This window comes from Acidovorax sp. LjRoot117, from assembly GCF_964252695.1.
Lineage (GTDB): Bacteria > Pseudomonadota > Gammaproteobacteria > Burkholderiales > Burkholderiaceae_C > Acidovorax.
The window spans coordinates 299,909-326,381 of record NZ_CAXUPO020000002.1; the positions used below are offsets into that span (position 1 = coordinate 299,909).

General features: G+C 68.3%; 18 protein-coding genes. 6 read left to right on the top strand and 12 right to left on the bottom strand.

The window, feature by feature from the left end:
* Positions 1–166: 166 nt before the first annotated feature.
* Positions 167–1,909, top strand: a complete 1,743-nt coding sequence (gene ybaL, locus ACSQ3D_RS06755) for a YbaL family putative K(+) efflux transporter (protein ID WP_436126339.1) — start codon at positions 167–169, stop codon at positions 1,907–1,909.
* A gap of 284 nt (positions 1,910–2,193) precedes the next feature.
* On the opposite strand, the gene ACSQ3D_RS06760 is transcribed toward ybaL, so the two are convergent.
* From ACSQ3D_RS06760 to ACSQ3D_RS06775, 4 genes are all read right to left on the bottom strand, one after another.
* Positions 2,194–4,080 (bottom strand): M14 family zinc carboxypeptidase, encoded by a 1,887-nt coding sequence (locus ACSQ3D_RS06760; RefSeq protein WP_436126340.1) that lies wholly within the window; start codon positions 4,078–4,080, stop codon positions 2,194–2,196.
* 129 nt (positions 4,081–4,209) lie between these two features.
* Positions 4,210–5,391 (bottom strand): endonuclease/exonuclease/phosphatase family protein, encoded by a 1,182-nt coding sequence (locus tag ACSQ3D_RS06765; RefSeq protein ID WP_436126341.1) that lies wholly within the window; start codon positions 5,389–5,391, stop codon positions 4,210–4,212.
* A 56-nt stretch (positions 5,392–5,447) separates the two neighbouring features.
* Positions 5,448–6,143: a nucleoside-diphosphate sugar epimerase gene (locus tag ACSQ3D_RS06770; RefSeq protein ID WP_436126342.1), complete on the bottom strand. Its 696-nt coding sequence runs from the start codon at positions 6,141–6,143 to the stop codon at positions 5,448–5,450.
* Positions 6,061–7,881 (bottom strand): DEAD/DEAH box helicase, encoded by a 1,821-nt coding sequence (locus tag ACSQ3D_RS06775; RefSeq protein ID WP_436126343.1) that lies wholly within the window; start codon positions 7,879–7,881, stop codon positions 6,061–6,063. The genes ACSQ3D_RS06770 and ACSQ3D_RS06775 overlap by 83 nt, the downstream gene beginning before the upstream one ends.
* A gap of 320 nt (positions 7,882–8,201) precedes the next feature.
* Here ACSQ3D_RS06775 and ettA point away from each other — a divergent pair, with 320 nt between their 5' ends.
* Positions 8,202–9,863 carry an energy-dependent translational throttle protein EttA gene (gene ettA / locus ACSQ3D_RS06780; RefSeq protein WP_056421172.1) on the top strand — a complete coding sequence of 554 codons (1,662 nt, stop codon included), beginning with the start codon at positions 8,202–8,204 and terminating at the stop codon, positions 9,861–9,863.
* 89 nt (positions 9,864–9,952) lie between these two features.
* Positions 9,953–12,550, top strand: a complete 2,598-nt coding sequence (locus tag ACSQ3D_RS06785; RefSeq protein ID WP_436126344.1) for a DUF1631 family protein — start codon at positions 9,953–9,955, stop codon at positions 12,548–12,550.
* Positions 12,551–12,628: 78 nt separating this feature from the next.
* On the opposite strand, the gene ACSQ3D_RS06790 is transcribed toward ACSQ3D_RS06785, so the two are convergent.
* From ACSQ3D_RS06790 to ACSQ3D_RS06825, 8 genes are all read right to left on the bottom strand, one after another.
* The gene (locus ACSQ3D_RS06790; RefSeq protein ID WP_436126345.1) at positions 12,629–14,095 is read right to left on the bottom strand and encodes a TAXI family TRAP transporter solute-binding subunit; all 1,467 of its coding nucleotides are present in this window, start codon (positions 14,093–14,095) and stop codon (positions 12,629–12,631) included.
* Between the two features lie 363 nt (positions 14,096–14,458).
* Positions 14,459–15,025, bottom strand: coding sequence for an EF-hand domain-containing protein (locus tag ACSQ3D_RS06795; RefSeq protein WP_436126346.1), 567 nt, complete (start codon positions 15,023–15,025; stop codon positions 14,459–14,461).
* 36 nt (positions 15,026–15,061) lie between these two features.
* On the bottom strand, positions 15,062–15,859 hold the full coding sequence (locus tag ACSQ3D_RS06800; RefSeq protein WP_436126347.1) for a lectin: 798 nt from the start codon (positions 15,857–15,859) through the stop codon (positions 15,062–15,064).
* 146 nt (positions 15,860–16,005) lie between these two features.
* On the bottom strand, positions 16,006–17,109 hold the full coding sequence (locus tag ACSQ3D_RS06805; protein ID WP_436126348.1) for a Csu type fimbrial protein: 1,104 nt from the start codon (positions 17,107–17,109) through the stop codon (positions 16,006–16,008).
* Positions 17,106–19,598 carry a fimbria/pilus outer membrane usher protein gene (locus ACSQ3D_RS06810; protein ID WP_436126349.1) on the bottom strand — a complete coding sequence of 831 codons (2,493 nt, stop codon included), beginning with the start codon at positions 19,596–19,598 and terminating at the stop codon, positions 17,106–17,108. The genes ACSQ3D_RS06805 and ACSQ3D_RS06810 overlap by 4 nt, the downstream gene beginning before the upstream one ends.
* Positions 19,570–20,397, bottom strand: a complete 828-nt coding sequence (locus ACSQ3D_RS06815) for a fimbrial biogenesis chaperone (protein WP_436126350.1) — start codon at positions 20,395–20,397, stop codon at positions 19,570–19,572. Before ACSQ3D_RS06815 ends, ACSQ3D_RS06810 begins: the two co-directional genes overlap by 29 nt.
* Positions 20,391–20,990: a Csu type fimbrial protein gene (locus tag ACSQ3D_RS06820; RefSeq protein WP_436126351.1), complete on the bottom strand. Its 600-nt coding sequence runs from the start codon at positions 20,988–20,990 to the stop codon at positions 20,391–20,393. Before ACSQ3D_RS06820 ends, ACSQ3D_RS06815 begins: the two co-directional genes overlap by 7 nt.
* Before the next feature lie 103 nt (positions 20,991–21,093).
* A complete protein-coding gene (locus ACSQ3D_RS06825) occupies positions 21,094–21,663 on the bottom strand; it encodes a Csu type fimbrial protein (protein WP_436126352.1) in 570 nt (189 codons plus the stop codon).
* A 363-nt stretch (positions 21,664–22,026) separates the two neighbouring features.
* Between ACSQ3D_RS06825 and ACSQ3D_RS06830 the strand changes: the two genes are divergently transcribed.
* From ACSQ3D_RS06830 to ACSQ3D_RS06840, 3 genes are all read left to right on the top strand, one after another.
* Positions 22,027–22,536: a sigma-70 family RNA polymerase sigma factor gene (locus ACSQ3D_RS06830; protein ID WP_436126353.1), complete on the top strand. Its 510-nt coding sequence runs from the start codon at positions 22,027–22,029 to the stop codon at positions 22,534–22,536.
* On the top strand, positions 22,533–23,576 hold the full coding sequence (locus ACSQ3D_RS06835) for a FecR domain-containing protein (protein ID WP_436126354.1): 1,044 nt from the start codon (positions 22,533–22,535) through the stop codon (positions 23,574–23,576). The genes ACSQ3D_RS06830 and ACSQ3D_RS06835 overlap by 4 nt, the downstream gene beginning before the upstream one ends.
* A 356-nt stretch (positions 23,577–23,932) precedes the next feature.
* A complete protein-coding gene (locus tag ACSQ3D_RS06840) occupies positions 23,933–26,320 on the top strand; it encodes a TonB-dependent siderophore receptor (RefSeq protein WP_436126355.1) in 2,388 nt (795 codons plus the stop codon).
* Positions 26,321–26,473: the final 153 nt, after the last annotated feature.

Genomic DNA, 26,473 nt, shown 5'->3' on the forward strand with positions numbered 1-26,473 from the left:
GGCCGCATGCCGCTGCGCGAACCCTGGATCATACCTGCGGCGGCGGGGCATGTTCTGGCCGCCGGGCGGCATTTGCGGGTTGTAATCGCAAGTTGATCGCGGATGCGGGTATAACGGAGTGGCGATCGTGCCGCGCGCCTGCCCGTTTCCTACTCCACCTCTGCCCATGCCACACAGCGTCAATCTCATCAGCACCATTGCCGCGGCGCTCGGGCTGGCGCTGGCGTTGGGGTTCGTGGCCGCGCGGCTCAAGCTGCCTGCGCTGGTGGGTTACTTGCTGGCCGGTGTGGTGATCGGGCCGTACACACCCGGTTTCGTGGCGGACATGGCCATGGCCAGCCAGTTGGCCGAAATCGGCGTGATGCTGCTGATGTTCGGCGTGGGCCTGCATTTCTCTTTCGGCGACCTGCTGGCGGTGCGCCGTATCGCTGTGCCCGGGGCGGTGGTGCAGATGATGGTGGCCACAGCGCTGGGCATGGCGCTGGCCGTGTGGTGGGGCTGGAGCTGGGGCGGGGCCTTGGTGTTCGGCCTGGCGCTGTCGGTGGCGAGCACGGTGGTGCTGCTGCGCGCGCTGGAGACCTTGGGAATTCTCGACAGCCACACCGGGCGCATCGCGGTGGGCTGGCTGGTGGTCGAAGACTTGGCCATGGTGCTGGTGCTGGTGCTTTTGCCGCCGTTGGCCGGTTCTCTGGGGGGCAATGGCGCCCAGGGCCAGGCCGTCGATGGCGCTGCGCTGTGGAAGACCCTGGGATGGACCTTGTTGCAGGTGGGCGGCTTTGTGGCGCTGATGCTGCTGGTCGGGCGCCGCCTGTTTCCGTGGGTGCTCTGGCAGGTGGCCCGCACCGGGTCGCGCGAGCTGTTCACGCTGTGCGTCGTGGCGGCTGCGGTCAGCATCGCGTTTGGCTCTGCGGCGCTGTTTGGCGTGTCGTTCGCGCTGGGGGCGTTCTTTGCGGGCATGGTGATGCGCGAGTCGGAATTCAGCCACCGCGCCGCCGAAGAGTCATTGCCGCTGCGCGACGCTTTCGCCGTGCTGTTCTTCGTGTCCGTGGGCATGCTGTTCAACCCCTCGGTGTTGTGGGACCGGCCGGTGCAGGTGCTGGCCGTGGTGGCCATCATCATGCTGGGCAAGACGCTGGCGGCGGCAGCCCTGGTGCTGGCCTTCCGCTACCCGCTCAATACGGCGCTGACGGTGTCTGCCAGCCTGGCGCAGATCGGCGAGTTTTCGTTCATCCTGGTCGCGCTGGGTTCGTCACTGGGCCTGTTGCCGGCCGAAGGTGCCAGCCTGGTGCTGGCGGGCGCCTTGATCTCGATGGCGCTGAACCCGATGCTCTTTCGCGCGATTGCGCCGCTGCAGGACTGGCTGCGGGCGCGCTCGGCACTGGCGCGGCGGCTGGAGCAGCGGGACGACCCGCTGGCCGAGTTGCCCATGACCACCGATTCGCGCTATCTGGCGCGGCAGGTGGTGCTGGTGGGCTACGGCCGGGTCGGGCGCCGGGTGGCGGCGGCCCTGGCGGCCAACGACATTCCCTACGTGGTGGCGGAGCAGAACCGCGAACTGGTGGAGTCGCTGCGGGAGTCCGGCGTGGCGGCCGTGTTTGGCGATGCGGTGGACCCGGCCGTGCTCATCCAGGCACACATTGCACGCGCGGCGATGCTGGTGATCGCCACGCCCGACACCTTGAACGTGCGACAGATCATCGGCACGGCGCGCATGCTCAACCCCCACATCGAAGCCGTGGTGCGCAGCCACAACAGCGACGAGGCCCGCCGGCTCACGCAGGAGTGCGACAGTGCGGTGTTCCTGGCCGACGAGGCGCTGGCCCAGGCCATGTCGCGCTACGTCGTGGAGCGTACAGAGACACGCCGCGCCCGGGCGACGGCTCCCGCGGCGCTGCACAGCCGTATCTGAATATCTGCCAAAAGCCGTGCTACCGCTGGATGGGTGGCTGTTTTATGCTATCGAATAGATAGCTGAGTGGAGAAATAGCGATTGGGTGTGGGTCTGCTGCGACTGGCCCGCTGCAGCAGGCTGGGGGCACTGGTGCGTGCAGAGTCGACACCCAGGCACAACAACGAGCTGGGCGCGGCCTGCCAAACTGCCCGTCGTCACACGCTCAAGACCGTATGAGGCCCAGCCCATCTGCACAGCCTGAGCCCGAGCCCGAGCATGAGCATGAGGCAGCGGCTGTCGCCTCAATCCGTTTCTTCAAACACCAGCGACGGGTTGCTCATGATGCGCGCGGTCTGGCCCAGGTCGTCGATCACGCGGTTGGCAAAGTAGCTGTTCTGCGTGTCCGGCTCCAGCGCCGCCACCGCCAGGTTGGCGCGTGGCTGGTTCAGCGGGATGTAGAAGCTGCCGGCAGGCACGTCGATCGCGCTGCGCATAGGCGCCACCTGCACGCGCACGATGCCGGTGCCTCCGGCGATGGTGCCGATCACATCCTGCCGGTCGCCGGACTCGCGCGAGGTTTCGCGGTAGGTGTCGGCGAGGGCAGAGCCAGGTTCGGCCACGCGCATCACCTGCAGTCCCAGCAGTTTCAGGCGCTCCACGGCGGCGGTGGAGCTGGCCGACAGCCAATAGCCGCAAGGCCGGGCGCGGGTCTTGGTGGGACGCAGCGTGAGCGAGGAGTTCCACTCGACGCGGATGGGGCGCACCGCCCCGGTGTCGGGGTCCAGAAACTCCAGCTCGCGCTGGGTGGGGGTGGCTGCAGCCTCGATCACAACCTGATCACGGCAGGCCTGCGCGCTGATGTCGCGCGCCACGAAGGAACGCACCTGCTCCAGGTTGGCGGCACGCTCGGCGGTGCTGCGCAACGCGCTGCCGATGGCGGTGACCTGCGAATGCACCCGGCGCTGGATGTGCATGCGGCCGATGCCCACGCCGCGCGTTTCGATCAACAGGCTCACCGCGTTCTTCAGTCCGTTCACATTGCGGCCGGTGTCGGGTTGCGTGCCCCCCATGGAGATGCGCTTGTCGTCGGGGTTGTTGGAGGTGGTGTAGTACCAGTCGCTGGTCAGGCCCTGGGCCTTGAGTGCGGCCACCATGGGCTGGTGGTACCACTCCTGCGATGCCTTGGTGAGGAACTCAGGGTAGTTGGCCGTGGTGGTGTACTGCAGCAGCGTGTCGTAGCGCTGGATGGCATTGAACTTCTGCAGATAGCGGCCCGCCACGGTGTATTCGTGCGCGTCCACCACCAGGATGGGGCGGTACTCATTCACCACGCCGGCCAGGGCACGTGCCTCGGGGGTGTTCAGCAGCAGGTGGTCGCGGTTCATGTCCACGCCGTTGGCCGTGACCCGTGTGCCCGCCGCGGCTCCGTCAGGGTTGGCGCGGGGAACAATCACCACGTTGATGCGGTCGAGCAAAGGCTCCAGCAACCCCTGGGTCAGCTCGCGGCTGATGACGAGCAAGGCTTCGGCCCCTGCGGGTTCATCGCCGTGCTGTTGGCCGATCAGAACGACCGTGGGGCGGCCGCTGTTGTCCAGCTGAGCAGGGGACGTGCCCGGGGCGCGTGTGGCCAGCAGGCCCAGGATGGGTTCGCCGCGCTGCGACATGCCCAGGTTGAGCAACCGGGTGCGGGTGGCACCGCGCTGCGCCGGGTCGTCCAGCGACTGCAGCCACTGCGCCAGCTCTGCGTTCGTAGTGAAAGCCCTGCGGTCTGCGGCAAGCCCCGGCGTAGCGTAGGCCACCGCGGGGTCGGGGAACTGGGCCGCCACCGCCGCGCCGTAAGGTGGCGACATCGGGCCGTCGTTCTGCACCACCAGCGGAGCGGGCGGCGGCAGCGGGCTCGCCACCACGCCCTGGCTTGGGCCGAGGGGCTGCGTTGGCCGGGGCGCCGTTGCCTGACCCAGCGGTGCAGGCACCACCGTGCCTTTCTGGGCACGGCTGGGCAGCGGGGCTGGCGCATTGGGCCGCGCTGTGGGTGTGGAAGGCCAGGGCGGCAGCGGCGTGCTGGAGCATGCCGTCAGCAGCACCGCCGCCAGAACGGCAGAGATCTTCCAGGGCGTCTGCGGCGACCAGGCGGAGAAGGGTTGGGGCTCCGCGCCGCGCGTGCGCCGGAAGAAGGTATGCATGGTCATGGTGGTTTTGCCAGTGGGGCCGCAGGGCGGCTTTGTTACGGCGATGTTACCTGCGCACCTGCCCGCTCCGGTGTCAGCGTACATCCCGTTGCAAACCTGTGGTTGACAGCTCGGCCGTGCCCGGCCGCCCTATGGCTTCGTCACGGGATCGAAAGGAGGGGGCGGCATGGATGGCCCGGGTGCCGCGGCAGAGGATGCCGCTGTGGTGGCCTGGGGCGCGGGAGAGTGCGGCTGGGGCCTGTCCGGCGGTACGCCGCCGGCCGCCGCTGTGTCTTGTCGTGCGTCTGCCTGCATCCTCAGGCGCAACAGGGCCCGCACAAAGCCGTGGTCGGACCGGGAGCGGTCACGCCCTTCGTGCAGATGGTCGTTGAAGTAGTCGACCCGGCGCACGTCGCCGATGCTGTTGCGGCCGTTGTGCAGGAACTCCTCGCTGACCAGGATCTGGTCCAGCACGCTGGGCGAGCCCTGGTGGATGTGCGAGTACGCGACATCTTTCTTGAGCGCGGCGTCTCCTTGCAGTTCATAGGCATTGAACAGGGCCACGTCCCGCGCGCCGCGGTCGTAGGCGATCTCGTTGGTGGCGCAGATCAGTTGCGTGGTGACGCTGTCGGGCGTGTCGTTGAAGTCGCCCAGCACCACCAGGGGCACGCTGGTGCGGTGCAGCAGGTCGATCACCAGGCAGCGCAGCGCCATGGCCTCGGCCCCGCGCATGATCAGCGAGCGCAGCGAAGCCAGGGCCATCACCTTGGGGTCGCTGCGGTCCTCCAGCGGGTGGCCTTGCGCATCCTGCAGGAACTTGGGCCGCTTCGACTTGAGGTGGGCGGTGAGCACGTTGAGCGTCTGTCCATGCTTCATGTGCAAGGTGACGACCAGCGGAGGGCGCTCGAAGCGCAAGTGCCGGCCCAAGCCAGGCACATCGACCTCGAAACCTGGCGGAAACTCTGCGAACGACTGCAGGGCGTCCACCTTCAGCCGCGTGGCGATGCCTACGCGCGGCGTGCCCTGGGCGCCACCGCCATGGACTGCCCCGTTGTTCTCGGCACCGGGCACCGCCACGAAGTCATAGCGCAGGCCGCTGCGGCCTATAGCGCCCTTCAAGGCCGCATCGTCCCAGACCTCCTGCACTGCCAGCACATCGGCGTTGAGGGTGCGAAACCGGTCTCCGAGCCAGGTGAGCTTGCGGTCGAACTCGGCCTGGGTATACGGGTCCTGGTTGTCATAGAACATGCGCCCGGGGTTGGCCAGGTTCAGCACGTTGCAGGTGGCCACCATCAGGGTGGCCAGCGGAACTGGAATGTCGTTGGGGCGCATGGCGGTGAGCGGGATGGGGCAAAGGATGCGTGCACCCCGCACAAAGCCGGAGCGGCTCAGCCCATGGGTTGCAGCGCGTGGCCAGAGAGCACATGCAGGCCGGCTGGGAGTGACTGTACGGCATGCACCAGCGCGTGGGCCACATCCGCGCCCGGGCGGGCACGGTAGCGCGCCGGCAGGACGGGGTCGAGCCAGCGAAACAGCGTGATGGACAACGATTCCGCACGGCGCGGCGCCTGCTGCAGAGCCGTCCGCTCGCCGATGAGCAGGGAGGGGCGCGCGATCACCAGGGTCTCGAAACCCAGGGCCTGCAGGTCGCGTTCGACCTCGCCCTTGACCCGGTTGTAGAAGATGCGCGAATGCGGGTTGGCACCCATGGCCGTGACCACGCCGCAGCGTGTGGCGCCGGCCGCGCGCGCGGCGCGGGCCGTGGCCAGCACGGCGTCGTGGTCGACCGCCCGAAAGGCGCTCTGGCTGCCTGCCGCGGCGATGGTGGTGCCCAGCGTGATGTAGACATCATCCACGGGCGGCAGGGCGGGCAGGGCCGCAAAGTCCACGGCGTGCAGGTGCAGCCGTGGGTGGCTCAGTGCTGGCGCGCGCCGGCCCTGGGCATGCAGCACATGCACCGCAGGGGGTGCCGGTGCTGCCGCGTTCGCTGAACGGGATGGATCAGCGGTTAAAAGATCCGCGAGGACCGCCTGGCCCACGAGGCCCGTTGCCCCGGCCACCACCGCCACCCGCGCCTCCGCCATAGCCGCCTCCTCCACCGTTGCCACCACGATAACCGCCGCCACGGCGGCCGCCGCCCATGCTGTCCACGCTGGTGCGCATCGGGTCGGGCTGGCCGCCCGCGCCATGGCCGGAAGCGCGATGCCCCGGGTTGCTATGGCCCGAATGCGTGCCCAGGTGGGCGTCAGGGCGGGGAGGTTGCGAGTCGTCGTAGCGGGGCGCACCGCCACCGCCGTAGCCGCCACCACCACCGCCGGAGCGGCCGCGTGCAGGCGCCTGGCCGCCGGCGCGTGCTCCGCCACCGCCACCACCACCGGCACGGCCGCCACGCGGGCCGTTGTTGCCGCCACCACCGCCGGCGCCAGCACTTGCGCCGCCGCCAGCGCGGCCACCACGGCCGCCGCCGTTGCCGCCACCCGCAGGGCGGGGGCCGCGATCGCCGCCGCCACCACCACCGCCGCCAGCACCCTGGCCGGCCTTGTTGGTGCGGATGCGTTCCATCATTTCGCTGCGGGCGGCCTTGGCGGCAGCCTGCATCACGTCACGGCTCGGGGGCTTGCCTGCGCCGCCCCAGATGGTCTGGCGGCCCATGGCGATGGGCTCGGCCTTTTCACCGGCGTCGGGGCCGAAGCCTTCGATGACCTGCACGGGAATCTGCTGCTTGGTGAAGCGCTCGATGTCCATCATGAAGCCTTCTTCGTCCATGCAAACCAGGCTGACGGCTTCGCCGCTGTTGCCGGCGCGGCCCGTGCGGCCGATGCGGTGGACGTAGTCTTCCGAGACGTTCGGGATTTCGTAGTTCACGACGTGCGGCAGCTCGTCGATGTCGATGCCGCGGGCCGCGATGTCGGTGGCCACCAGGGCACGGATGTCGCCGCTCTTGAAGCCGGCCAGGGCCTGCGTGCGGGCGCTCTGGCTCTTGTTGCCGTGCAGCGCCATGGCGTTCACGCCGTTCTTGGTCAGGAACTCGGCCACGTTGTTGGCGCCGAACTTGGTGCGGGTGAACACCAGCACCTGGCTCCAGTTGTGCTGCTGGATGATGTGCAGCAGCACCTGCTTTTTCTTGCCGCGGCCCACGGGGTGGATCACCTGCGTGATGCGCTGCACCGTGGTGTTGCTCGGGGTGACCTGAATGCTCTGGGGGTTCTTGAGCAGGGTGTTGGCCAGGTCCCGGATCTCGTCGCTGAAGGTGGCCGAGAACAGCAGGCTCTGCTTGTCGCGCGGCACCAGCGCCAGCACCTTCTTCACGTCGTGGATGAATCCCATGTCCAGCATGCGGTCGGCTTCGTCGAGCACCAGCACCTGCACGGTCGACAGGTCCAGGAAGCCCTGCTGCTGCAGGTCCAGCAGGCGGCCGGGTGTGGCCACCAGGATGTCCACGCCGCGCTTGATGCGGTCGATCTGCGGGTTCATGCCCACGCCGCCGAAGACGACGGTGGAGTTGATGTCGAGGTACTTGCCGTATTCGCGCACGGACTCTTCCACCTGGGCGGCGAGCTCGCGGGTGGGCGTCAGCACCAGGGCGCGGATGCCCTTGCCGCCGAACTTGTTCTTGGGCGCAGCACCTTGCGAGAGGCGGTGCAGCAGGGGCAGGGTGAACGCAGCAGTCTTGCCGGTGCCGGTCTGCGCGCCGGCCAGCAGGTCGTGGCCTGCGAGCACGGCGGGGATGGCCTGGGCCTGAATGGGCGTGGGGGTTTCGTAGCCCGTTTCGTGCACGGCCTTCAGGATGGCAGGAGCCAGGTTCAGTTCGTCAAATGTCATGTCGTTGAATGCGCCCATCCGGGGCGCTGGTATCGGCCTGTCGTGCAACCGGAGGTTGCCGAGCCAGTCTCAAGCCGATGAGGTTCATGAGTGGGAGCCCGGAAGTTTGGGTGCTTCCTTCGTCCCCAGCAGCGTGCTGATGCAGCGGGCAACTGGAGCCCGTCACGAAGCGTATTGTCGCATGGCCTGATAATCTCGGTTTGCACGCAGAATTTCTGCTCACTTTTGCAGGTTAGACACCCCATGTCCCAATACGTTTTGTCGAAACTACGGTCTGCCGTCGGCGGCCTTCACTCGCTGTGCTCGCGGAGGTCCATGTAATGGCGCAGTACGTTTTCTCCATGAACCGCGTCGGCAAGATCGTGCCGCCCAAGCGGCAAATCCTGAAAGACATCTCCCTGAGCTTCTTCCCCGGCGCCAAGATCGGCGTGCTCGGGACCAACGGCTCCGGCAAGTCCACGCTGCTCAAGATCATGGCGGGCCTGGACAAGGAAATCGAGGGCGAAGCCATCCCGATGGCGGGCTTGAACATCGGCTACCTGCCCCAGGAGCCCCAGCTCGACCCCACCCAGACCGTGCGCGAAAGCGTGGAAGCCGGCATGGGCAAGGTGTTCGCCGCCAAGGCGCGCCTCGAAGAGGTCTACACCGCGTACGGCGAAGAAAATGCCGACTTCGATGCGCTGGCCGCCGAGCAGGCAGAGCTGGAAGCCATCATCGCCACGGCGGGTACGGACTCCGAGCACCAGCTGGAAATCGCGGCCGACGCCCTGCGCCTGCCCCCATGGGACGCCAACATCGGCGTTCTCTCCGGTGGTGAAAAGCGCCGCGTGGCGCTGTGCCGCCTGCTGCTGTCCAAGCCCGACATGCTGCTGCTCGACGAACCCACCAACCACTTGGACGCCGAATCGGTCGACTGGCTCGAACAGTTCCTGCAGCGCTACTCCGGCACCGTGGTGGCCATCACCCACGATCGCTACTTCCTCGACAACGCCGCCGAGTGGATTCTGGAGCTCGACCGTGGCTCCGGCATTCCCTACAAGGGCAATTATTCCGACTGGCTGACCCAGAAGGGCGCCCGCCTGGAAGCCGAGCAAAAGGGTGAAGAAGCCCGCGCCAAGGCCCTGAAGAAGGAACTGGAATGGTCGCGCCAGAACCCCAAGGCCCGCCAGGCCAAGAGCAAGGCCCGTCTGGCCCGCTTTGAAGAACTGAGCGACTTCGAATACCAAAAGCGCAACGAAACCAACGAAATCTTCATCCCCGTGGCCGACCGCCTGGGCAGCCAGGTGATCGAGTTCAAGAACGTCACCAAGTCCTTCGGCGACCGCGTGCTGATCGACAACCTGAGCTTCAACATCCCTGCGGGTGCCATCGTCGGCATCATCGGACCCAACGGCGCGGGCAAGTCCACGCTGTTCAAGCTGATCGCTGGCAAGGAAAAGCCCGACTCGGGCGAAGTCGTCATCGGCTCCACCGTCAAGATGGCCTTCGTGGACCAGCACCGTGACGATTTGTCCAACGACAAGACCGTGTGGGAAGACGTCTCGGGCGGCCTGGACATCCTCAACGTCGGCAAGTTCCAGATGGCCAGCCGCGCCTACTGCGGCCGGTTCAACTTCAATGGCAGCGACCAGCAAAAGAAGGTGGGCATGCTGTCCGGGGGTGAACGCGGTCGACTGCACTTGGCCAAGACCCTGATTGCGGGCGGCAACGTGCTCATGCTCGATGAGCCGTCCAACGACCTGGACGTGGAAACCCTGCGGGCGCTGGAAGATGCGCTGCTCGAGTTCGCCGGCACCATGTTGGTAATCAGCCACGATCGCTGGTTCCTCGACCGGATTGCCACCCACATCCTGGCGGCCGAAGGTGACAGCCAGTGGACGTTCTTTGACGGCAATTACCAGGAGTACGAAGCCGACAAGAAGAAGCGACTGGGTGAAGAAGGCGCCAAACCCAAGCGCATGCGCTACAAAGCACTGAAATAAGCCATCAGGAGCTGGTTCCAAGGCCTGAAATAAGCTTTCAGGTCAAGTAGGATTGCATCTGGAAACCTGTCGCCCGATTCTTCCCCACCATGTCCCAGCCTGCGTCTCAGTCGAGAACCGTGTTCCGTGCCTGCGTCGTCAACGCCGTGCGCGGGGGCGAAGCGTTGATGCAACAGCTGGTCAAGGTGACCCAGGGAGCCTTGACCGAGGAAGAGTCGAGCGTCCGCAACATCCAGCAGCGCAACCTCGTCAGTGACAGTCTGCGCCTGCTGAACCAGCACGAAGCGGCCCTGGTCAAGGGCTATTCCATGGCGCTGCTGGAGACCTTTGCCGAGGGCCCGTCCATCGGCAAAGGCCGCAGCACCGCCGAAGATACCGGCATGGACTTCGGCGAGCTCTCGCTCATGGATGAGAACGAGATGCAGGCGCAGGTCGAGCTGTCCAAGGCCCAGCAATCGGCCCTGCACGCTACCGACGCCGTGCTGGCCGAGCTCAACACCCTGGTGAGCTCTGCGCAGGGACTGCGCAGCGTTCAACCGGAACGCAACCCATTGCGGCCCGAAAGCTATATCCGCGCGCTGCAGCAGGTCGTGGGCGACACCGGGGTGTCGCCCGAGGTGCGCCAGCTGTGGATGCAGCACATGCGCGATCTGCTGGGCAAGCTCTTGGTCGAAGAATACCGGCGCACCGCCGCCAGCCTGCGCGAGCACGGGGTTCAGCCCGTGGGTTACGCCGTGCTCGGCACGCCGGCAGGCGCTGGGCGGGGCGCAGCAGGTGGCGGCGCCGGCCCGGGGTATGCCGGGACGGGGTACGGCACCGGCTATGGCGGTCCGGGCACAGGGTACGGCAGTGGTTATTCTGGCTACGGCCAGTCCATGAATGCACCGATGGGCGACCCGTCCAGCGGTGGCTACGGGCGCAGCACCATGGGCCCGTCCACCGGCTGGAGCGGCGACTCCCAGCAGGGCGGCATGGTCCCTGCGGCCGAAGAAGCCTTGTTGACGGTGGGCATCCTGCGCCAGATGCTGGCGGGGGGCGATCCGTTCGATCCGCGTGCCTACGGTGCGATGCCTGTCGCCGCAGTGCCCGCAGGGGCGATGCCGATGCAGCCCACGATGCCCGCCAACGCGGTGCACCATGGCGCCGGCGTGCCCTCGGGCACGGGCCCCGCCTACTATCCTGCGGGCGCAGCGGCCGAGGCGATGGAGGACATGGCGCAGCTGGAGCGCCTGGTCGGCCGCCTTGCCGGCGGCGGTGCCGCCGGAGCGGTCAGCATGAGCCAGCCAGGGTCGCTGCCCGTGCCGCTCTCCGGCTGGCGCCTGCCGCCGGGCGTGGCGCCCGTGGTGTATGCCACCATGCCCATGGACGGGGCCGCCCAGTCCACCGCCGTGGCGACCGAAGTCGTGGGGCGCATGATGTTCAACATCGCCCAGGACGCCCGCCTGCTCCCGCCAGTACAAAAAGCGGTGCAGACGCTGGAGCCCGCGCTCAAGCAACTGGTGCTGCATGACGGCCGCTTCTTCACGGAAAGCAGCCACCCGGCCCGCCGCCTGCTCGACGAGTTGACGCAGCGTAGCCTGGCTTTCACGGCCGAGACGGCGCCGGGCTTCAGCAGCTTCATGCGCCTGGTCAAGGGCGCGGTCGATCACCTGGCCACGTCCGACATCAAGGACGCCGGGCCTTTCGACACGGTCCTGAAGGCCCTGCAGTCGGCCTGGGACACGCAGGAGAAAAAACTCAAGGCGCACCAGGAGGCGCAACAGAAAGCGCTGCTGCATGCAGAGCAGCGCGAGATGCTGGCCGAAAAGATCGCCGCCGACATCCGCAAACTGGCCGACGTGGGCAACGTGCCTGCCGACATCCTCGACTTCGCCGCGGGCCCGTGGGCCGACGTGGTGGCGCTGGCCCAGGTGCTCAAGCCTGCCGAGTCCGAGGACGACGACCCGGGTGGCTATCTGGCGCTGGTGCCCGTGCTGCTGTGGAGCTCGCAACCGGACTTGACCCGGCAAGACCCGGACCGCCTGAACGACTCCATCCCCGGCCTCTTGGCCAAGCTGCGCAAGGGCCTCAAGACCATTGGCTACCCGGCAGTGCAGACGAGCGCACTGCTGCAGCGGCTGGTCGGCTTGCACCAGGAAGCGTTCGAGAAGGCGCCTGCGGCCCCCGCCGCCAGGCCCGAACCGGAACCAGTGCCCGAGGCCGCGCCTGCCGTCGACGCGGCTGCACAGGAAGAACCCGCGCCACCCGAAGCGGCCGAGCCGCCGCAGGACAGCGCACAGGCGCCCGTTGACGCATTGCCTGACCCGTATGCCGACTTTGTGATCGGCGCCTGGGTGGAACTCGTGACCAACGGCCGCGTGGTGCGCACCCAGCTCACCTGGTCCAGCCCGCACGGCACGCTGTTCCTGTTCACGGCGCCGGATGCCAGCACGCAGTCCATGACACGCCGCATGCGCGACAAGCTGGCGGCGGAAGGTTCCCTCAAGGTGATCCCCGCGCCGGCCGCCAAGCCCGCTAGCGCTCGCAGCATGGACGCCGCCGGGGCGGACGCGGGCGGGGATCCCCGCCGGTCGTCCTCGTCCCGCGCGCCCTCCAGCTCCAAAATGGCGCCGTTGTCCAGGTCCGCACCCCTGTCCAAGTCTGCGCCCCTGTCGCCTGGCGGCAAGCCGGCCACCAAGGGGCGCTGAGCACCCCCCTCGCGGGGGTGGGGGAACTACCGGCCCTGCTGGCGCGCTCAGCGCCGGGGTGGCCAGAGCTCCGAAGGCTCAAGGATGCTGCGGTGCTGGCCCGGTCGCTGCGGATGCTGCACCCGCGGAATCTTTCGCATCGTCCTGCACCTTCGATACGCCTGCTTCCCTTGGTTCGCCCGGCGCGCCCGATGCTGGCAAGGTTGCAGGGTGGCCGCCTGCCTGCAGCCGCAGCAGTTTCTTGCGGATCAGGTGGATGTTGCTGCGCAGTGCGTACAGCTCGTCCGCATAGGACAAAGGCACGCTCACTTTCTCGGCCTGTGCCTCCAGGGCGTCCAGGGCCGTGAGCAGGTCGGCAGGGTCCGACCGGCCGGCTTCCATGTCGTTCTCGATCTCGCGCAGCCGACCGTACCAGCGGAACACGCGCGACCGCACGCGGAACTGGTAGAGCGGCGGCACCACGCGCGACAGGGGCAGCATCACGGCCAGCAAGATGCCCATCACCAGCCACATGCGGTCGATCAGATTGGCGATCCAGAACGGCAGATAGCGCTGCAGCATGGGGACCGGCTCGTTCATGGCGCGGTCGCCTTCCTTGGCGATGGGCAGCTCGCTCGCGCGCGAGTTGGGAAACTCCCGCGCACGGTTGAACCAGCCGGAACCTCCGTGCAGCTTCTGCGCGTTCTGCGCGAACAGCGTGAGCAACGCAGGGTGCGTGCCGTCGCGGGCCAGCAGCGAAGTGGTGGATGCCACCAGGCGCACGTCGCGTGTCGGCACATTGGTGGCCAGGTCGACCACACCACGCGGCAGGGTCACGGGCGTGAGAAACGGAAACCGGCGGGCATAGGCCTCGTGCTGCGCAAAATCGAGCAGCTGCACGCCCGGGGTCTGCAGCAGCATCTGCACCATCAGCGATTCAGGCGCCGAGGCAAACACCAGCGCGTCCAGCCTGCCCGCCAAAAAGTCCACGGTGGCGGGGGTTTGCCCGAGCCGCGTCATCTTCACCGTGCCCGGCTCGACCTTGTTGGCCTCCAGCAGCGTCTCCATCAGCTTGGGCACGCCACTGCCGTCCGAGCCTACGTTCACCCGCCAGCCGCGCAACTGGCGCAGGCTGTCGAGCCGAGGCGTGTTGTAGGCGCGCTCGGCGGCATCGGTGCGGTAGAACAGCCAGACGGGTTCCACGAACAGGCTGCCCAGCGACACGAGCTGGTCCGCATCGTCGGGCAGCAACTGGGCCGTGCCGCCCTGCACAAACGCCACGTCCGCCTTGCCGTCGCGCAGCAACTGCAGGTTGTGCGAAGAACCGTCGCTGGGCAGCAGCACGACCTCGATGCCGTCGGCCGCCAGCGCCTTCTGGTAGCGCTTGCCGAATTCCTCGTACGCGCTTTGCGCAGGGCCGGTGGCCAGGGTGACCGTCTTGGGCGGGTTGGGGTTGAGCCACCAGTACGCCAGTACCAACAGTCCCACCGCCAGGAAGGCCAGCGGGCCTGCCGAGGCGACCAGGTCACGCAAGGTCAGAAAGGTGTTTCGAAAAGCCTGGGGCATGGGTGGACGCAATGGGCAGTGGGCGGTGGGCGCGATGTGGGGCCAAGCCCTTGCGGCCTGCCGCGGATCTGCTGGCGATGTGGATGGGGTGCCGGTGGGCACAGCACCGCAGGGCGCTGCTGGGAATCCGCCGATTATCCGTGCCACGCAGCGCATGGAAGCAGCGCCGTTGTGTGGCAACGTATCAGCAGGTTGCACGCACGGCTTTCCTGGCGGGCCCGACCCCGCACAGCATTCAAGCCGCCGATCAGTCTGTAGCGGCCCGCGCTGTCCACCGGCAGGGGCAGGTTCGGCCCGCGCAGCCCGTCACCCCCCGGGGCGTCGCACGTTTGTCCGGCGGGCCGCCGTGCCCGCCGCAGTGGCCTACGGTTTCGCGTCGCGCCGCTGGCGCTCGTAGGCCACGCATTCCTCGATCGACAACGCGTCGTTCTGGTCTTTGTCCGCAGCTTCGAAATAGGCCATGCGGGTTTCGACGACTTCCTTGAACGACAGCCTGCCGTCGCCGTCCTTGTCGCTGGCCGCCAGGCGCTTCAGGCGGCCTTTGCCCATGCGGGGCACCTGGGCCAGGTCTGCCAGCTGCACGTAGCCGGTGGCGTCGGGCGAGAGGCTGTGCCAGCTCTGCACGATGTCCTGGTGGAACTCGTCGAGCGACACGCTGCCATCATGGTTCAGGTCGGCGGCCGAGCAGATGGCCTGCAGCCGCTGCCCGCGGGGCTTGGCGGGCGCCTTGTGGCCGTGCGCATGGCCTGGCGCGGCGGCGGCGGGGCGTGGTGGCACTGCGGGCGACGACACAGGGGTGTCGGCAGCACGCGCTGTGCCGGACAGTGCCAACCACAGTGCCGCAATCGCAATCGCGAGCGCACCGGTGCGCATCTCCATTGCGAGACCTGCGCGACCAGCGCGCGCCGCATGAAGGGAGGAATGGGTCATGGTCTGGGGGCTTTTCATGGTGCTTGTCTCCCTTGTTTACCACCACCAGCGCTGGCTGGGGCTGCGGTTGCAGGACCACACCATGGCAGCGGCTTCCTGGCGCACGCGGCCATCTTCGACGTCCAGGCATTTGCCGTTGAGGTTGCTCACGATCTGGCCGCCGCGCGACGTCCAGCTCTGGCTGCGGGAGCCCGAGCAGGACCACAGCACCACCCGCGCGCCATCGCGCGGGTCGCCGCGGTCCACATCCACGCACAGGTCGCGCACGCGGATCTCGCCCCCGCGTCCCACTGCAAACCGCTGGGATGCGGTGCCGTTGCATTCATACACCTGCAGCGTGGTGCCGGGCTGGAACTTGCCGCCCCTCACATCCAGGCACAGGCGCCCGTCCACACGGATCTCGCCACCCCGGCCGCCGTAGCCAGGGTCCGGGTACTCGGGGCGCCGGTCGTCGTCGTGCCGGTTGTGATTGGCCAGCAGGGCGATGCCCGCAATGGCTGCCACGGCGGCCACCGCGGCACCGGCGTTGGAGCTGCTGCCATTGTTGTTGCCTGAGGCATAGCTGCGCGAGACCTTGAACCGCCCGCCGCAGCCGCCGTTGGTCCACAGCTCGCGGTTGGTGAGGTCGTAGCCCCAGGTGCGGTTGAAGCGGCAGGCCCCCTGCGTCTGCTCCACCAAGTCCACCTGGGTGGTGTCGTCTGGAAGGCGGTAGGAGGTGTAGCTGCCGTTGGAGCGCAGATCCACCAGTGGGTCCTGGGCCTGCGCGCCCAGAGGATTCACCAGCAAGGGCAGGCACAGCAGCCAGGCGTGTTTCCGAAGAGCCGGGTCTTTCATGGAGTTCTCCTTCTTTGCAGTCTGGGTGGGTACGGCCAGCATGATGCAGGGGGGCACGGGCGTTGTGTGGATGCGTTGGCCGACATGGGTGTGGATATTGTGCTGCGGTTCGAAGGCCTTGCAATGAGTTCTGTACGGCGCAGCCCTCAGAACTGCACATCCACCTTCACGCTGTCGCTGTAGCTGCCTTGCGGTACGGCGGGCTGGTCGGCATAGATGGTGGCGGTGTACGGGATCACCTGGGGCGTGAGCCCGTCGGCCACGCCCAGGCTGGACACGCGTGCGCCGGCCAGTGGCCCCCAGACCGACTGGTCCTGCTTGAAGATGTTGTACTGCAGCCGGTTGACACCGCTGGCCATCTGGCGCCGCGCGCCGCTGGCGTAGGAACCCATGTCCAGCCCGACCGTGTAGGTGATGCCCTTGGTGCACAGCAGCGTGATGCTCTGCGAGACGGTGCCGAAGGCGCTGGGCAGCGGTGCCGAGCCGAACTGCACGTTGGGTGCCGTGATGGTGCAGTCGTTCGTGACCACCAGCGTGACAGTGATGGTGCGGTCCGTGCTGCCCGTGCGCAGGTTGCCCACGCAGGCGTTGCCCACCGCAACGCCTTCGCAGATGTTGGCGTACGTCCAGTTCACGGTGATGTTGTCGGTGTAGGTACCGGCGGGCACGTTGGCGCCCGTGAGCGTACTGATCTTGATGCCGATGATCGCCTGGTTGTTGCTCAGCAAGGACACCACGTTGGTGTTGTTGAGGTCGAGGATCAGCAGCCCCGGCGTGTAGGTGCCGCCGCCCACCGGGGCGATCTCGTAGGGCACGGTGATGGCACTGTTGGTGGTGTTCTTGAGGGTCAGGCCTGTGACCGGCGTGGTGATCTTGGCCTTCAGCGTGGGGGCCGACAGCAGGGCCAGCACCACGGTGCCGCAACCAAACCGGAACTCCGCGGTGGATGTGATGGGCGAGCCCGTGCGCACGCGCTGCGACGGGTGCGATCCGAGCACGCCGCTGCTCTCCACCGGGGTGCACACGGCTGCGGCCTGCAGCGAGCACGTCGCCAGGACCGCTGCCAGCCCCAGGCCGCGCCAGCGCGTTGAACAGGCCTTGCGCAGAACATGCCCTGGGCATCGGGTGACCCACGCTCCGTTGGCAGATGGCGTGCGAGGGTTGCCGGGAGGCGTCTGCGCGGCCATCGGGTCGATGGACGGCTCTGTGGTGGTGGGCGGCGGCGCCGGCAGGGTGTCGGGTCGGGTCAACGGGGGGCTCCTTTCTGCGCACCGGCTGCGGGCTTCGAGCAGGGCACGACGAGGTCGCGGGCCGCGGCGTAGTCGGCCTCGCTGAATTCAGCCCGGCACTCGGTGCCTTCGGGGGTGCGCACCGTCAGCTGATTGCGGGGATGCAGCACGGTGAGGTACACCACGCCGTCCCAGCCCACCACGGTGTGCATGCCGCCGGGCGCGTGGTGCACGGCGCTGCCGGCGGGCACGGGCTTGCCGTCCTGGTCGACGAGGGTGATGGTGGCGGTGCGCATCTTGAGCACCGGCAGCTGCACCAGCATGCCCGCGTTGCGCGACACCGCCATGCGCCGCTCCAGCGCCGGGATGTCCACATCGGGCGGCAGCGTCAGCGGGTCCACGGCGTAACGGCCGGGGTAGTAGGCGGGCACGCTGGGCACCAGCAGGTAGCCCTGGGCGTTGGTGTAGCCCGCCAGCTGGTTCTCGTACATGATCGGCACGTCGGGCATGCCCTGCGTGGACACCAGCGCGAAGCCGTCGTGCACCCGGTTGGCCGCAAACACGTGCCCGTCGATGACCCCGAGCGACCCGGCCAGTCCTCCCCACTGCATGGTCTGGCCCGCGCTCGTGCTCACGCCGCCTTCCACCGCGAGCGTGGCGTTGCGGTATTGCACAGAGGCCTGGCCGTAGCGCTCGGGCCCCCCCGACAGCGTGTGCGACGCGTTCCAGCCCCATCCGCCTTCCGTGGGGAGCGAGCGTTGGTAGCTGGCATAGGTCTGGGTCGAGCCGCGGGTCTTGCCGGACGCCAGCTGCGCGCTGGCGTTGTCACCCAGAAAGTACGTCAACTGAAGGCGCAACTGGTTCTCGCCGGTCTCCAGCGTGCGCCCGGCCGTCACGGTGAGGTAGGTGTTGCCGCGCAGCGGCGTGCTGTAGCTGGCAAACGCGATGCGGCTGCGCTCACTGCGGGCGTCGCGTGTGTCCAGCCAGCCTGCGGACACCGCCCCCCGGCCCAGCGTCCAGCTCAGGTTCAACTGGCGGGTTCTCCTGGGCAGTTGATAGCCGTCGTCCGCGTAGGTGCTGGCATCGCCGAAGCGCGCCGTGCGCCCGCTTTGCTGCAGCGAAATGCCCGCACGCTGCGTGTTGTACTGCCAGCCGGCGCTGTACTGCCAGCCGCTGCCCGAGCGCGATGTGTAGCCGCGGGTGATCGACGCGTTGGCGATGCCCATCATGCCCAGCCCCGCCAGCCCCCCCACACCGGCCACGCCCAGGCCCTTGCCCGCCTGGGCCTGGGCCTCCAGCGTGAGTACATCCGACAGCCCCTGGCGGTACACGCCCGTGGCAACGGGCCGACCATACGAGAAGCTGCGCACGCCGTAGTCGCGGCGCAGCGCGCCCAGCGGCAGCGAATAGTCCGTCCACCCGGGCCGCAGCAGTTCGCGGTGCACATAGAACGGGATGGTGGTGTATACCTGCCGGCCGAGCGCGTCGGTGGTGACCACCGACGCGGTGCCCGCGCCGCTGACCAGCGGCATCTCGCTGAGCGTGAAGGGACCGGGCGCCACCCGGTTGCTGAAGGCCTTGAATCCGTTGAGAAACAGGTCCACCGCCGACGGCACCGCGGCCTGGCCGGCAAACTGGGGCAGGGGATAGGTGACCAGGTCGGGCCGCACCCCGAAGTTGCGCGACCACTGCACACCGCCCAGGCGCACCGACGTGCTCCAGGGCAGGGAGCCGCTGACGATGTCGCCATAGATCGCCTCGGTGGCGGTGCCGGTGTCGGTGCGCGTCCAGCGCGTGTCGTAGCGCACATACCCGCGGGTGGCGTCGCGCACCTGCAGGCGCACCAGCCCGGTGTTGGAGACCACTCCGTCGGGGCTGAAGTACCGCTGCTCCGACCACAGCGACGTGAGGGAGTGCCTGCGCGAGTGCGTGCTGTAGATGTCGTAGTTCAGCAGCCAGCCGCTGCCGGTGGTGCTGTCGGGCGACTCCTGCGGCGTCTCGTCGGCCAGCCGCTGCATGGGCAGCCACTGCGGTGGCACCGTCAGCGACAGCTGCTGGGTGAGCGGCTCGTATTCCACCGACACACCGGGCAGCCGGTTCACCGCCAGGCGCGTGTTGCGCGGCTGGGCGTTGTGGATGTGCATGCGCCGCAGCGTCTCGGCCTCGATCTCGAAATCGTCCCCGTTCTGCACTACCTCCACCAGCTGCCCCTGGGGCTGCCCGTTGATCTGCACATCCAGGTACAGCAGCGAAGCGCCGGGAGGCGGCGGCCACGCGGTCGCAGGTGCATCCCACGGCGACTGGGGCGGTGCAGCGGACGGCATGGCGGGCGGCACCGCCAGCGCATGCTGCACCGGTGCCGCAGCAGGGTGGTCCGCGGGCGGGGCCGGTGCTGTCACGGTGCCGGCCGATATCTGCGCCGGCACGAGGCTGCTGGCCACCAGGGCACGCCCGGCGCGGATCCACAGGGAGGCGCGCTCACTACTCGCCACGGGGCACAAGGGTCTCATGCCCGTTGATGTTGGCCTTGAGCACCGGGTCGCCGGGCGGTGGCGCCTCCAGTTCCCAGCGCATCAGGCTGTTGGGCAGCACATAGCCCATCAGGCCTTCATTGATGGTCACATCAGGCCGCGGTGCCCGGGTGCCCCAGCGCACGGCCGTGATGCGCGCATGCCCCTTGCCCTTGTTGCGCACCACCAGGCGGTGCGCCTTGCCGTCCTTGACCGTGTTCCACGTCAGGTCCGGCGGCAGCGGCTTGCCCTTGCTGCCGCGTTGTGCCTGCGAATGCGTGGCCCTGAATGGCTGCGCGCCGCGGCCGTACACGAACAGCGGGATGGCGTAGCGCACCTTGAGCCGTATGCCCATGCCTGTTTCATCCTGTGTGGGGGATCCGGACTGGTCATCGGGTGCAGGCAGCTCGTCGATGAGCACGCGGTATGCCACTTCCAGTTCGGGTGGCACGGGCTGCGACGCGATCAGCCGGACCAGCTGCCGCTTGCCCGGCGGGATCACGCTGATCGGGGGGCTTGCCACGACCTCTTTTTGTGACGAGAGAAACTCCTCGCCTTCGGTCTGGCTCCAGTCCATGACCCGCACCTGCAGCGACACCGCGGCCACGCCCCGGTTTTCCACCCACACGGCCACGGCCTGCTGCTCCTCGGTGATCATCGGGTCCACCGGCCAGATCATCAGCGGCGTGGCGGCATTCACGGGCGCCGCAGCGGCCAGGGCCAGCCCCAGTGCGCAAAGCCACCGCGCGGCGGTGCGCCAGGGGCGCACGGTGGCATCGGTGGTCAATGCGCTCACCATGACAGCGTCACCTGCACGGTGTCCGCATAGATGCCCGCTGCGGCCGTAGAGCCCGGCAGCGTGACGGTGCCGCGCACGGGCAGGGCCAGCGGCGTGGCGTCGATCACCAGGCCCACCGGCACATTGGGCACCAGCGGGGCTGGCGCGCCCTGCACGAGATCCAGGTTGTAGGGGACGTACTTGCCTGCGCCGTTGGACATGCGCCGTTGCACGCCCTGTCCGTGCTGCCCGCCGTCGATGCTGATCTGCACGGCGGTGCCAGGGGTGCACACCAGCTTGGCCTGGCCTCCCATGCTGCTGCCGGCCATGGTTTGCATGGTGCCCGACTGCAGCGCGGGGTGGCTGCCGAAGTTGATGCTGCCAAACGCAATGCCGCTGACCTGGCTGGTGCTGCCGGAGACCACACAGCCCCGCACCACCGACGCCGACACCGTGAACGTGGGGCTGGTCGGGATGGTGGCCGCCAGCGCAGCCGCTGGAAGCACCAGCAGCGCCAGGCGCGATGCCCGCGCCAGCCGGAGCGGTGTTTGCACACTGGTGAGGCGCTTCGCGCGCAGCCTCACCCCTGCAATGGCCTGCATGATTTTCTTCATCGGGATCTCCCTGTGGCTGCCGTGCGCAGCCGTGGTGTTGCCGGGGGGCTCTGGGTGGTGGGAAGTCCCACCCGTGCCCTACGGTGGAAGAGGCACGAAAGAATCAGTAGGTCACAGTGACCTGCAGCGTATCCATGTACATGCCTGCTGGCAGTGCCGTGGGGTCGGTCTTGTTGATCTGACCGTAGATCGGCAGCGGAAACGCCGCGCCGTTGGCGGGCACCGCGATACCGTTGATGGCCGCAGCCAGTGGGTAGACCTGGGTGTGGCCGGAGTCGCGGAAGACGTCGTAGGGGATGTAGGCCGCTGTGTTGCCGTTGCGCATGGCCCGGGTGCCGGCACCGATGGCACCGCCCAGGCCCGCGTAATTGCCAGGGCCGACCTGGATGCTGATGCCCAGCACATCCGGCGAGCACACCAGCTGCGTAGGGCCCGACACGCTCTCGCCGCCGGATGCCGAGGCCTGCACCGTGCCGGTAAAGGTGCTGGGCCGTGTGCCGAAGTCCAGCGTACCGAAGTTGACCCCCGATGCCGCCCCGGAGCTGCCGGCAATCATGCAGCCGGCCGTGAGCTGGATCTGGGATTGCAGATTGCCGGTGAGGGTGTCCGCGCCAGCGGTGCACGCCCATGCGCAGCAGGCCAGGATGATGCTGGCGCCCCGCAGCTTCTGCACGCTGTGCAGTCCGTGCGCACGGACGCTTGTCGTCGATGAACCAACCGGTCGTTGCGCTCTTTGTGATGCTCGCATTGCCTTCTCCCCACAAAAAATTGAAGAAGAAACGCCAAGACACACTGACGCGCGCCCTGCGTGGTGAACCTGTCCAGCCTCAGGGTGCACTGCAACGGTGCGTACGTCCAGTTTTTAATTGATAGTTGCGGCCAATAATCAATTGTTTGTATTGTTATTTACATTTTTTTGCGCGGATATTCCTTGCGTTTACATGCGATGGGTGACTTAAGAGGGGTGACATTGTTTGGTATTGAGAATTATTCTCAATATAATTCCGGCAACATCACCTCTGTCCCTTGGATCTGCATGACCGCCGCTGACGCCAGTCAGGTTCACTCTCCGCACACGCTGTACAGCGACCACAGCGGCTGGCTGCGTGCCTGGCTGTACCGGCGGCTCGGCTGCAGGGACGAGGCGGCCGACCTGGCGCAGGACACATTTGTCCGGGTGTTGCTGAGGCCGCAGGTGCTGCAAAGTTTGCGCGAGCCTCGCGCTTACCTCACCACCATCGCCAAGGGCCTGGTCTGCGACCATTGGCGCCGCCAGGCGCTGGAGCTGGCCTATGCGGACGCGCTGGCGCTCATGCCCGAACCCATGGCGCCATCGCCCGAAGAGCGCGCGCTCATTCTGGAAGCGCTCCATGCCATCGACGCCATGCTGGAGGGCTTGGCGCCCAAGGCACGGCACGCATTCCTGCTGTCGCAACTCGAAGGCCTGGGCTATGCCGAGATCGCGCAACAACTGCAGGTGAGCGAGCGCACCGTCAAGCGCTACATGGCGCAGGGGTTCGAATGCTGCCTGCTGGCGATGGCATGAACGGCCGCGCCGGCGGGCCGCCACACGCAGACCCGCAAGGTGCAGGGCGAGGGCGGGGCGCATCCCCAGCCCGCCCACCAGACAACGACGCCAGCGCGCCTGGCCGCGCCGTGCTGCGAGAGGCTGCGCAGTGGCTGGTGCGCCTTCATTCAGGCCAGGCGCAGCCGGCCGATTGGCAGGCGCTTGAACGCTGGCGCGCGCAGGACGCTGCCCACGAAATGGCCTGGCAGCGGGCAGAGCGGCTGTCCCGCACTTTTGGCGCAGTGCCCGCGCCTCTGGGGATGCCCCTGCTGGCCACCGCGCGGCGCGGGGGCAACCGGCGCGCCGCACTGCGCGTGCTGGCATGGGTGGGCACGGCCCCCACGGCCGCCTTCCTGGGCTGGCGCCACCTGCCCTGGCAGGAGTGGACGGCCGCCCACCGCACCGCTGTCGGTGAGCAGCGCAGCGTGGTCCTGGCCGACGGCTCGCGCGTCATGCTCAATACCGCCACCGCACTGGACGCCGCCTTCAGCCCGCAGGAGCGCCTGGTGCGCCTGCGGGCGGGCGAGGTGCTCATCACCACCGGGACCGATGCGGGCGGCCACCGCAGCTTTCGCGTGGAGACACCCCAGGGTTGGCTGCGTGCGCTGGGAACGCGGTTTGCGGTGCGGCTGGGCGATGCCGGCGAGGCGCGCGTGGGGGTGGCCGAGGGTGCGGTGGAGATCACGCCGCACCAGGGCACGGGCCGGGTGCTGCGCGCTGGAGATCAGTGCAGCTTCACTCAGGATGGCGTGCAGGCTGTGGCGGCGCTGAGCGAACAAGCGCTGGCATGGACGCAGGGCGTGCTGTATGCGGACGGCATGCGGCTGAGCGACTTTGCGAGCGAGCTCTCGCGCTACCGTCCGGGTGTGGTGCGCTGCGACCCGCAGGTCGCGGGTCTGCGCATCTCCGGCGCGTTCCAGCTGCAGGACACCGAATACATCCTGGCCATGCTGCGCGAGACCCTGCCCGTGCAGGTGGTCATGCGCACGCGTTATTGGGTCACGCTGGTTCCGGCCTGACGAGGCCCGGCCCTGCGACCGGTCGCGGCGTACGGCGAGGGGAGGGGTGTTCGGGGCATGGGGTCCATCGCCATGGACGGCCTTTGAAAAATATCATGAAGACCGTGTCACTTTTTTCGCGTTCACACGGCAGGTATCGGAACACCGCTTTCTGACCGATACCAACTCCGAGGAGAACGCGCATGGCGCACCCATCACACGCATCGCACCTGCCGCACCGGCCGCACGCTTTGCGCGGCCAGCCGCCGCTGGCCCACCACCATCCACGCCCTGCTGTGGCCACAGCGCCCGCACGCGCCGCACAGGCACTGTGCCTCGGCCTGGCTCTGACGGCCTCCTCACTGCCATTCCAAGCCATGGCCCAAGGAGCCCAGTCATCTGGCGCCGGCGCTGCAGGCACCGTGGCCGCACCGGCACCGCGTACTTACGACATTCCCGCAGGCCCCCTGGGCCCGGCGCTGTCGCGCTTTGCGGGGGCTGCGGGCGTCACGCTGTCGTTCGAGCCTGCGCTGACCGACGGCCTGCGCAGCACGGGGCTGCAGGGCAGCGTGGCGGTGGAACAAGGCTTTGTTCGGCTGCTGGCAGGCACGGGCCTGGAGGCGGTGGCGCGCTCGGGTGGCGGCTACACGCTGCGCCGCGCAGCCGCCAGTCCGGCCGCAGCGTCGTCGCCATCCGGCACCGACACCCAGTTGCCCGCCGTGCGCGTGACGGCCGACCGCGAATCCGCCTGGGGCCCGGTGGAGGGCTACCGTGCCACGCGCGGCGCGGGCGCCACCAAGATGGACGTGCCCGTGCTGGAGACCCCGCAGCAGGTCTCCACCATCGGGGCCGCGCAGATCCGCGACCAGGCGATTTCCAGCGTGGCCGAGGCCGTGCGCTACAGCGCGGGCGTGCGCCCCGCGGACTACGGCATCACCGACGATGACGTCTCGGTGCGCGGCTTCTACCTCACCGGCACCGGCCTGTACCGCGACGGCATGCGCCTCATCCACAACGGCTTCATGACCAACCTGGAGCCCTATGGACTGGAGCGGCTGGAGGTGGTGCACGGCCCGGCCTCGGTGCTGTACGGCCAGTCGGCCCCGGGCGGCCTCATCAACGCCGTGACCAAGCGCCCGCGTGCCGGCATGCAGCGCGAGGTGGGGCTGGAGCTGGGCAGCCATGACCGGCGCCAGGTCACTGCCGACATCGGCGGCGCGCTCAACGCATCGGGCACCGTGCTCGGCCGCCTCACGGTGCTGGGGCGTGAGGCCGGCACGCAATGGGACGGCCTGCGCGCCGACCGCACCTACGTGGCTCCGGCGCTCACCCTGCAGGGCGACCGCACCACGCTCACGCTGCTGGCCCACTACCAGGACGACGACACCGGCTACGTCATTCCCTACTACCGCAACACGCCGTTCGGCGCAGCCAACGAGCGCATCAACGTCAACGGCCCCGGCTCCGGCCACCACAAGCGCGCGTACTCGCTGGGCTACCTGCTCGAGCATTCCTTCAACGACGCGCTGACGGTGCGCCACAACCTGCGCTACCTCGATGGCAGCAACCACCGCCTGGAGATGCGCAACCGCGGCCTGCTGGCCGACCAGCGCAGCATGGCGCGCCTGGCCATGGTGCGGCCCGATGCCGAAAAGACCCTGGTGGTCGACACCCACGTCGAGGCGCGCTTGAAAAGTGGTGACGTCTCGCACCAGCTGCTGGCGGGCCTGGACTACTACCACTCCAAGCTCGACTGGCGCATCCAGTCGCTCAATGGCGCGGTGGCGCCCATCGACCTGGTGAACCCGGTCTACCTGCAGCCCGACTGGGCCGACAACTTCCTGAGCGACCGGGCCCTGGCGCGCAACACCCAGGTGGGCCTGTACCTGCAGGACCAGATCAAGCTCTCCGAGCGCTGGGTGGTCAGCCTGGGCGGCCGCTACGACACGGCGCACATCGACACGCAGTACGACGCGCGGCTGACCGGCACCGCGCCCTTCGCCACCACGCACGTGGACCGGCGCGACAGCGCCTTCACCGGCCGCGCCGGCGCCATCTACCTGGCGCCCAACGGCCTGGCGCCGTACGTGAGCTTCAACACCGCCTTCCAGCCGCCGCTGACCACCGTGACGGCAGTGGACGCCAACGGAGCGCCGTACGAGCCCGAGACGGCGAAACAAGCCGAGGTGGGCGTGCGCTATGCGCCGGCCAACGCGGGCTACACGCTCAGCGCCGCAGCGTTCGACCTGCGCAAGCGCAACGTGCGCACGCCGTCCACCATCAACCCGCGCTTTGACGTGCAGACCGGTGAAGTGCGCAGCCGCGGGCTGGAACTGCAGGGCTCGGGCGACATGGGCGGCGGCTTCTCGGTGATCGGCGCGTACACGTACCTGAACGCCAAGGTCACCCGCAGCAACAACGCGCTGGAGGTGGGCGAGCGGCCTGGCGCCACGCCCGAGCACGTGGCGTCGCTCTGGGGCAAGTACCAGCGCGGCCCGCTGGAGCTCGCCCTGGGCGCGCGCCACATCAGCGCCGCGCCCGGCGAGCTGCGCGTGGCCACCGGCCCGCTGCCCATGAACGACAGCTACACCTTGTTCGATGCCATGGCCGCCTACGACGTCGGCGCCTGGCGCCTGTCGGTCAACGTGACCAACCTGGCCGACAAGCGCTACAAGACCCAGTGCAACACCTTCCGGGGCGGTGCGCAGTTCTGCGCGCTGGGCTTTGGGCGTGAGGTGCGGGTGGCCGCCGCGTACCGGTTCTAAAGCATCCCCCTTGAGTCGCTTCGCGCCTTCCCCCTTCTCTCGAATGGCTGCGCCATTCGGGAAAGGGGACACCGCCAGCGCACGCACGTGAAACGCTGCTGTGCAGCTGGGGCGGCCCTTGCGCGGCGGTCGCTGGCGTGGGCCTCGCCCAGC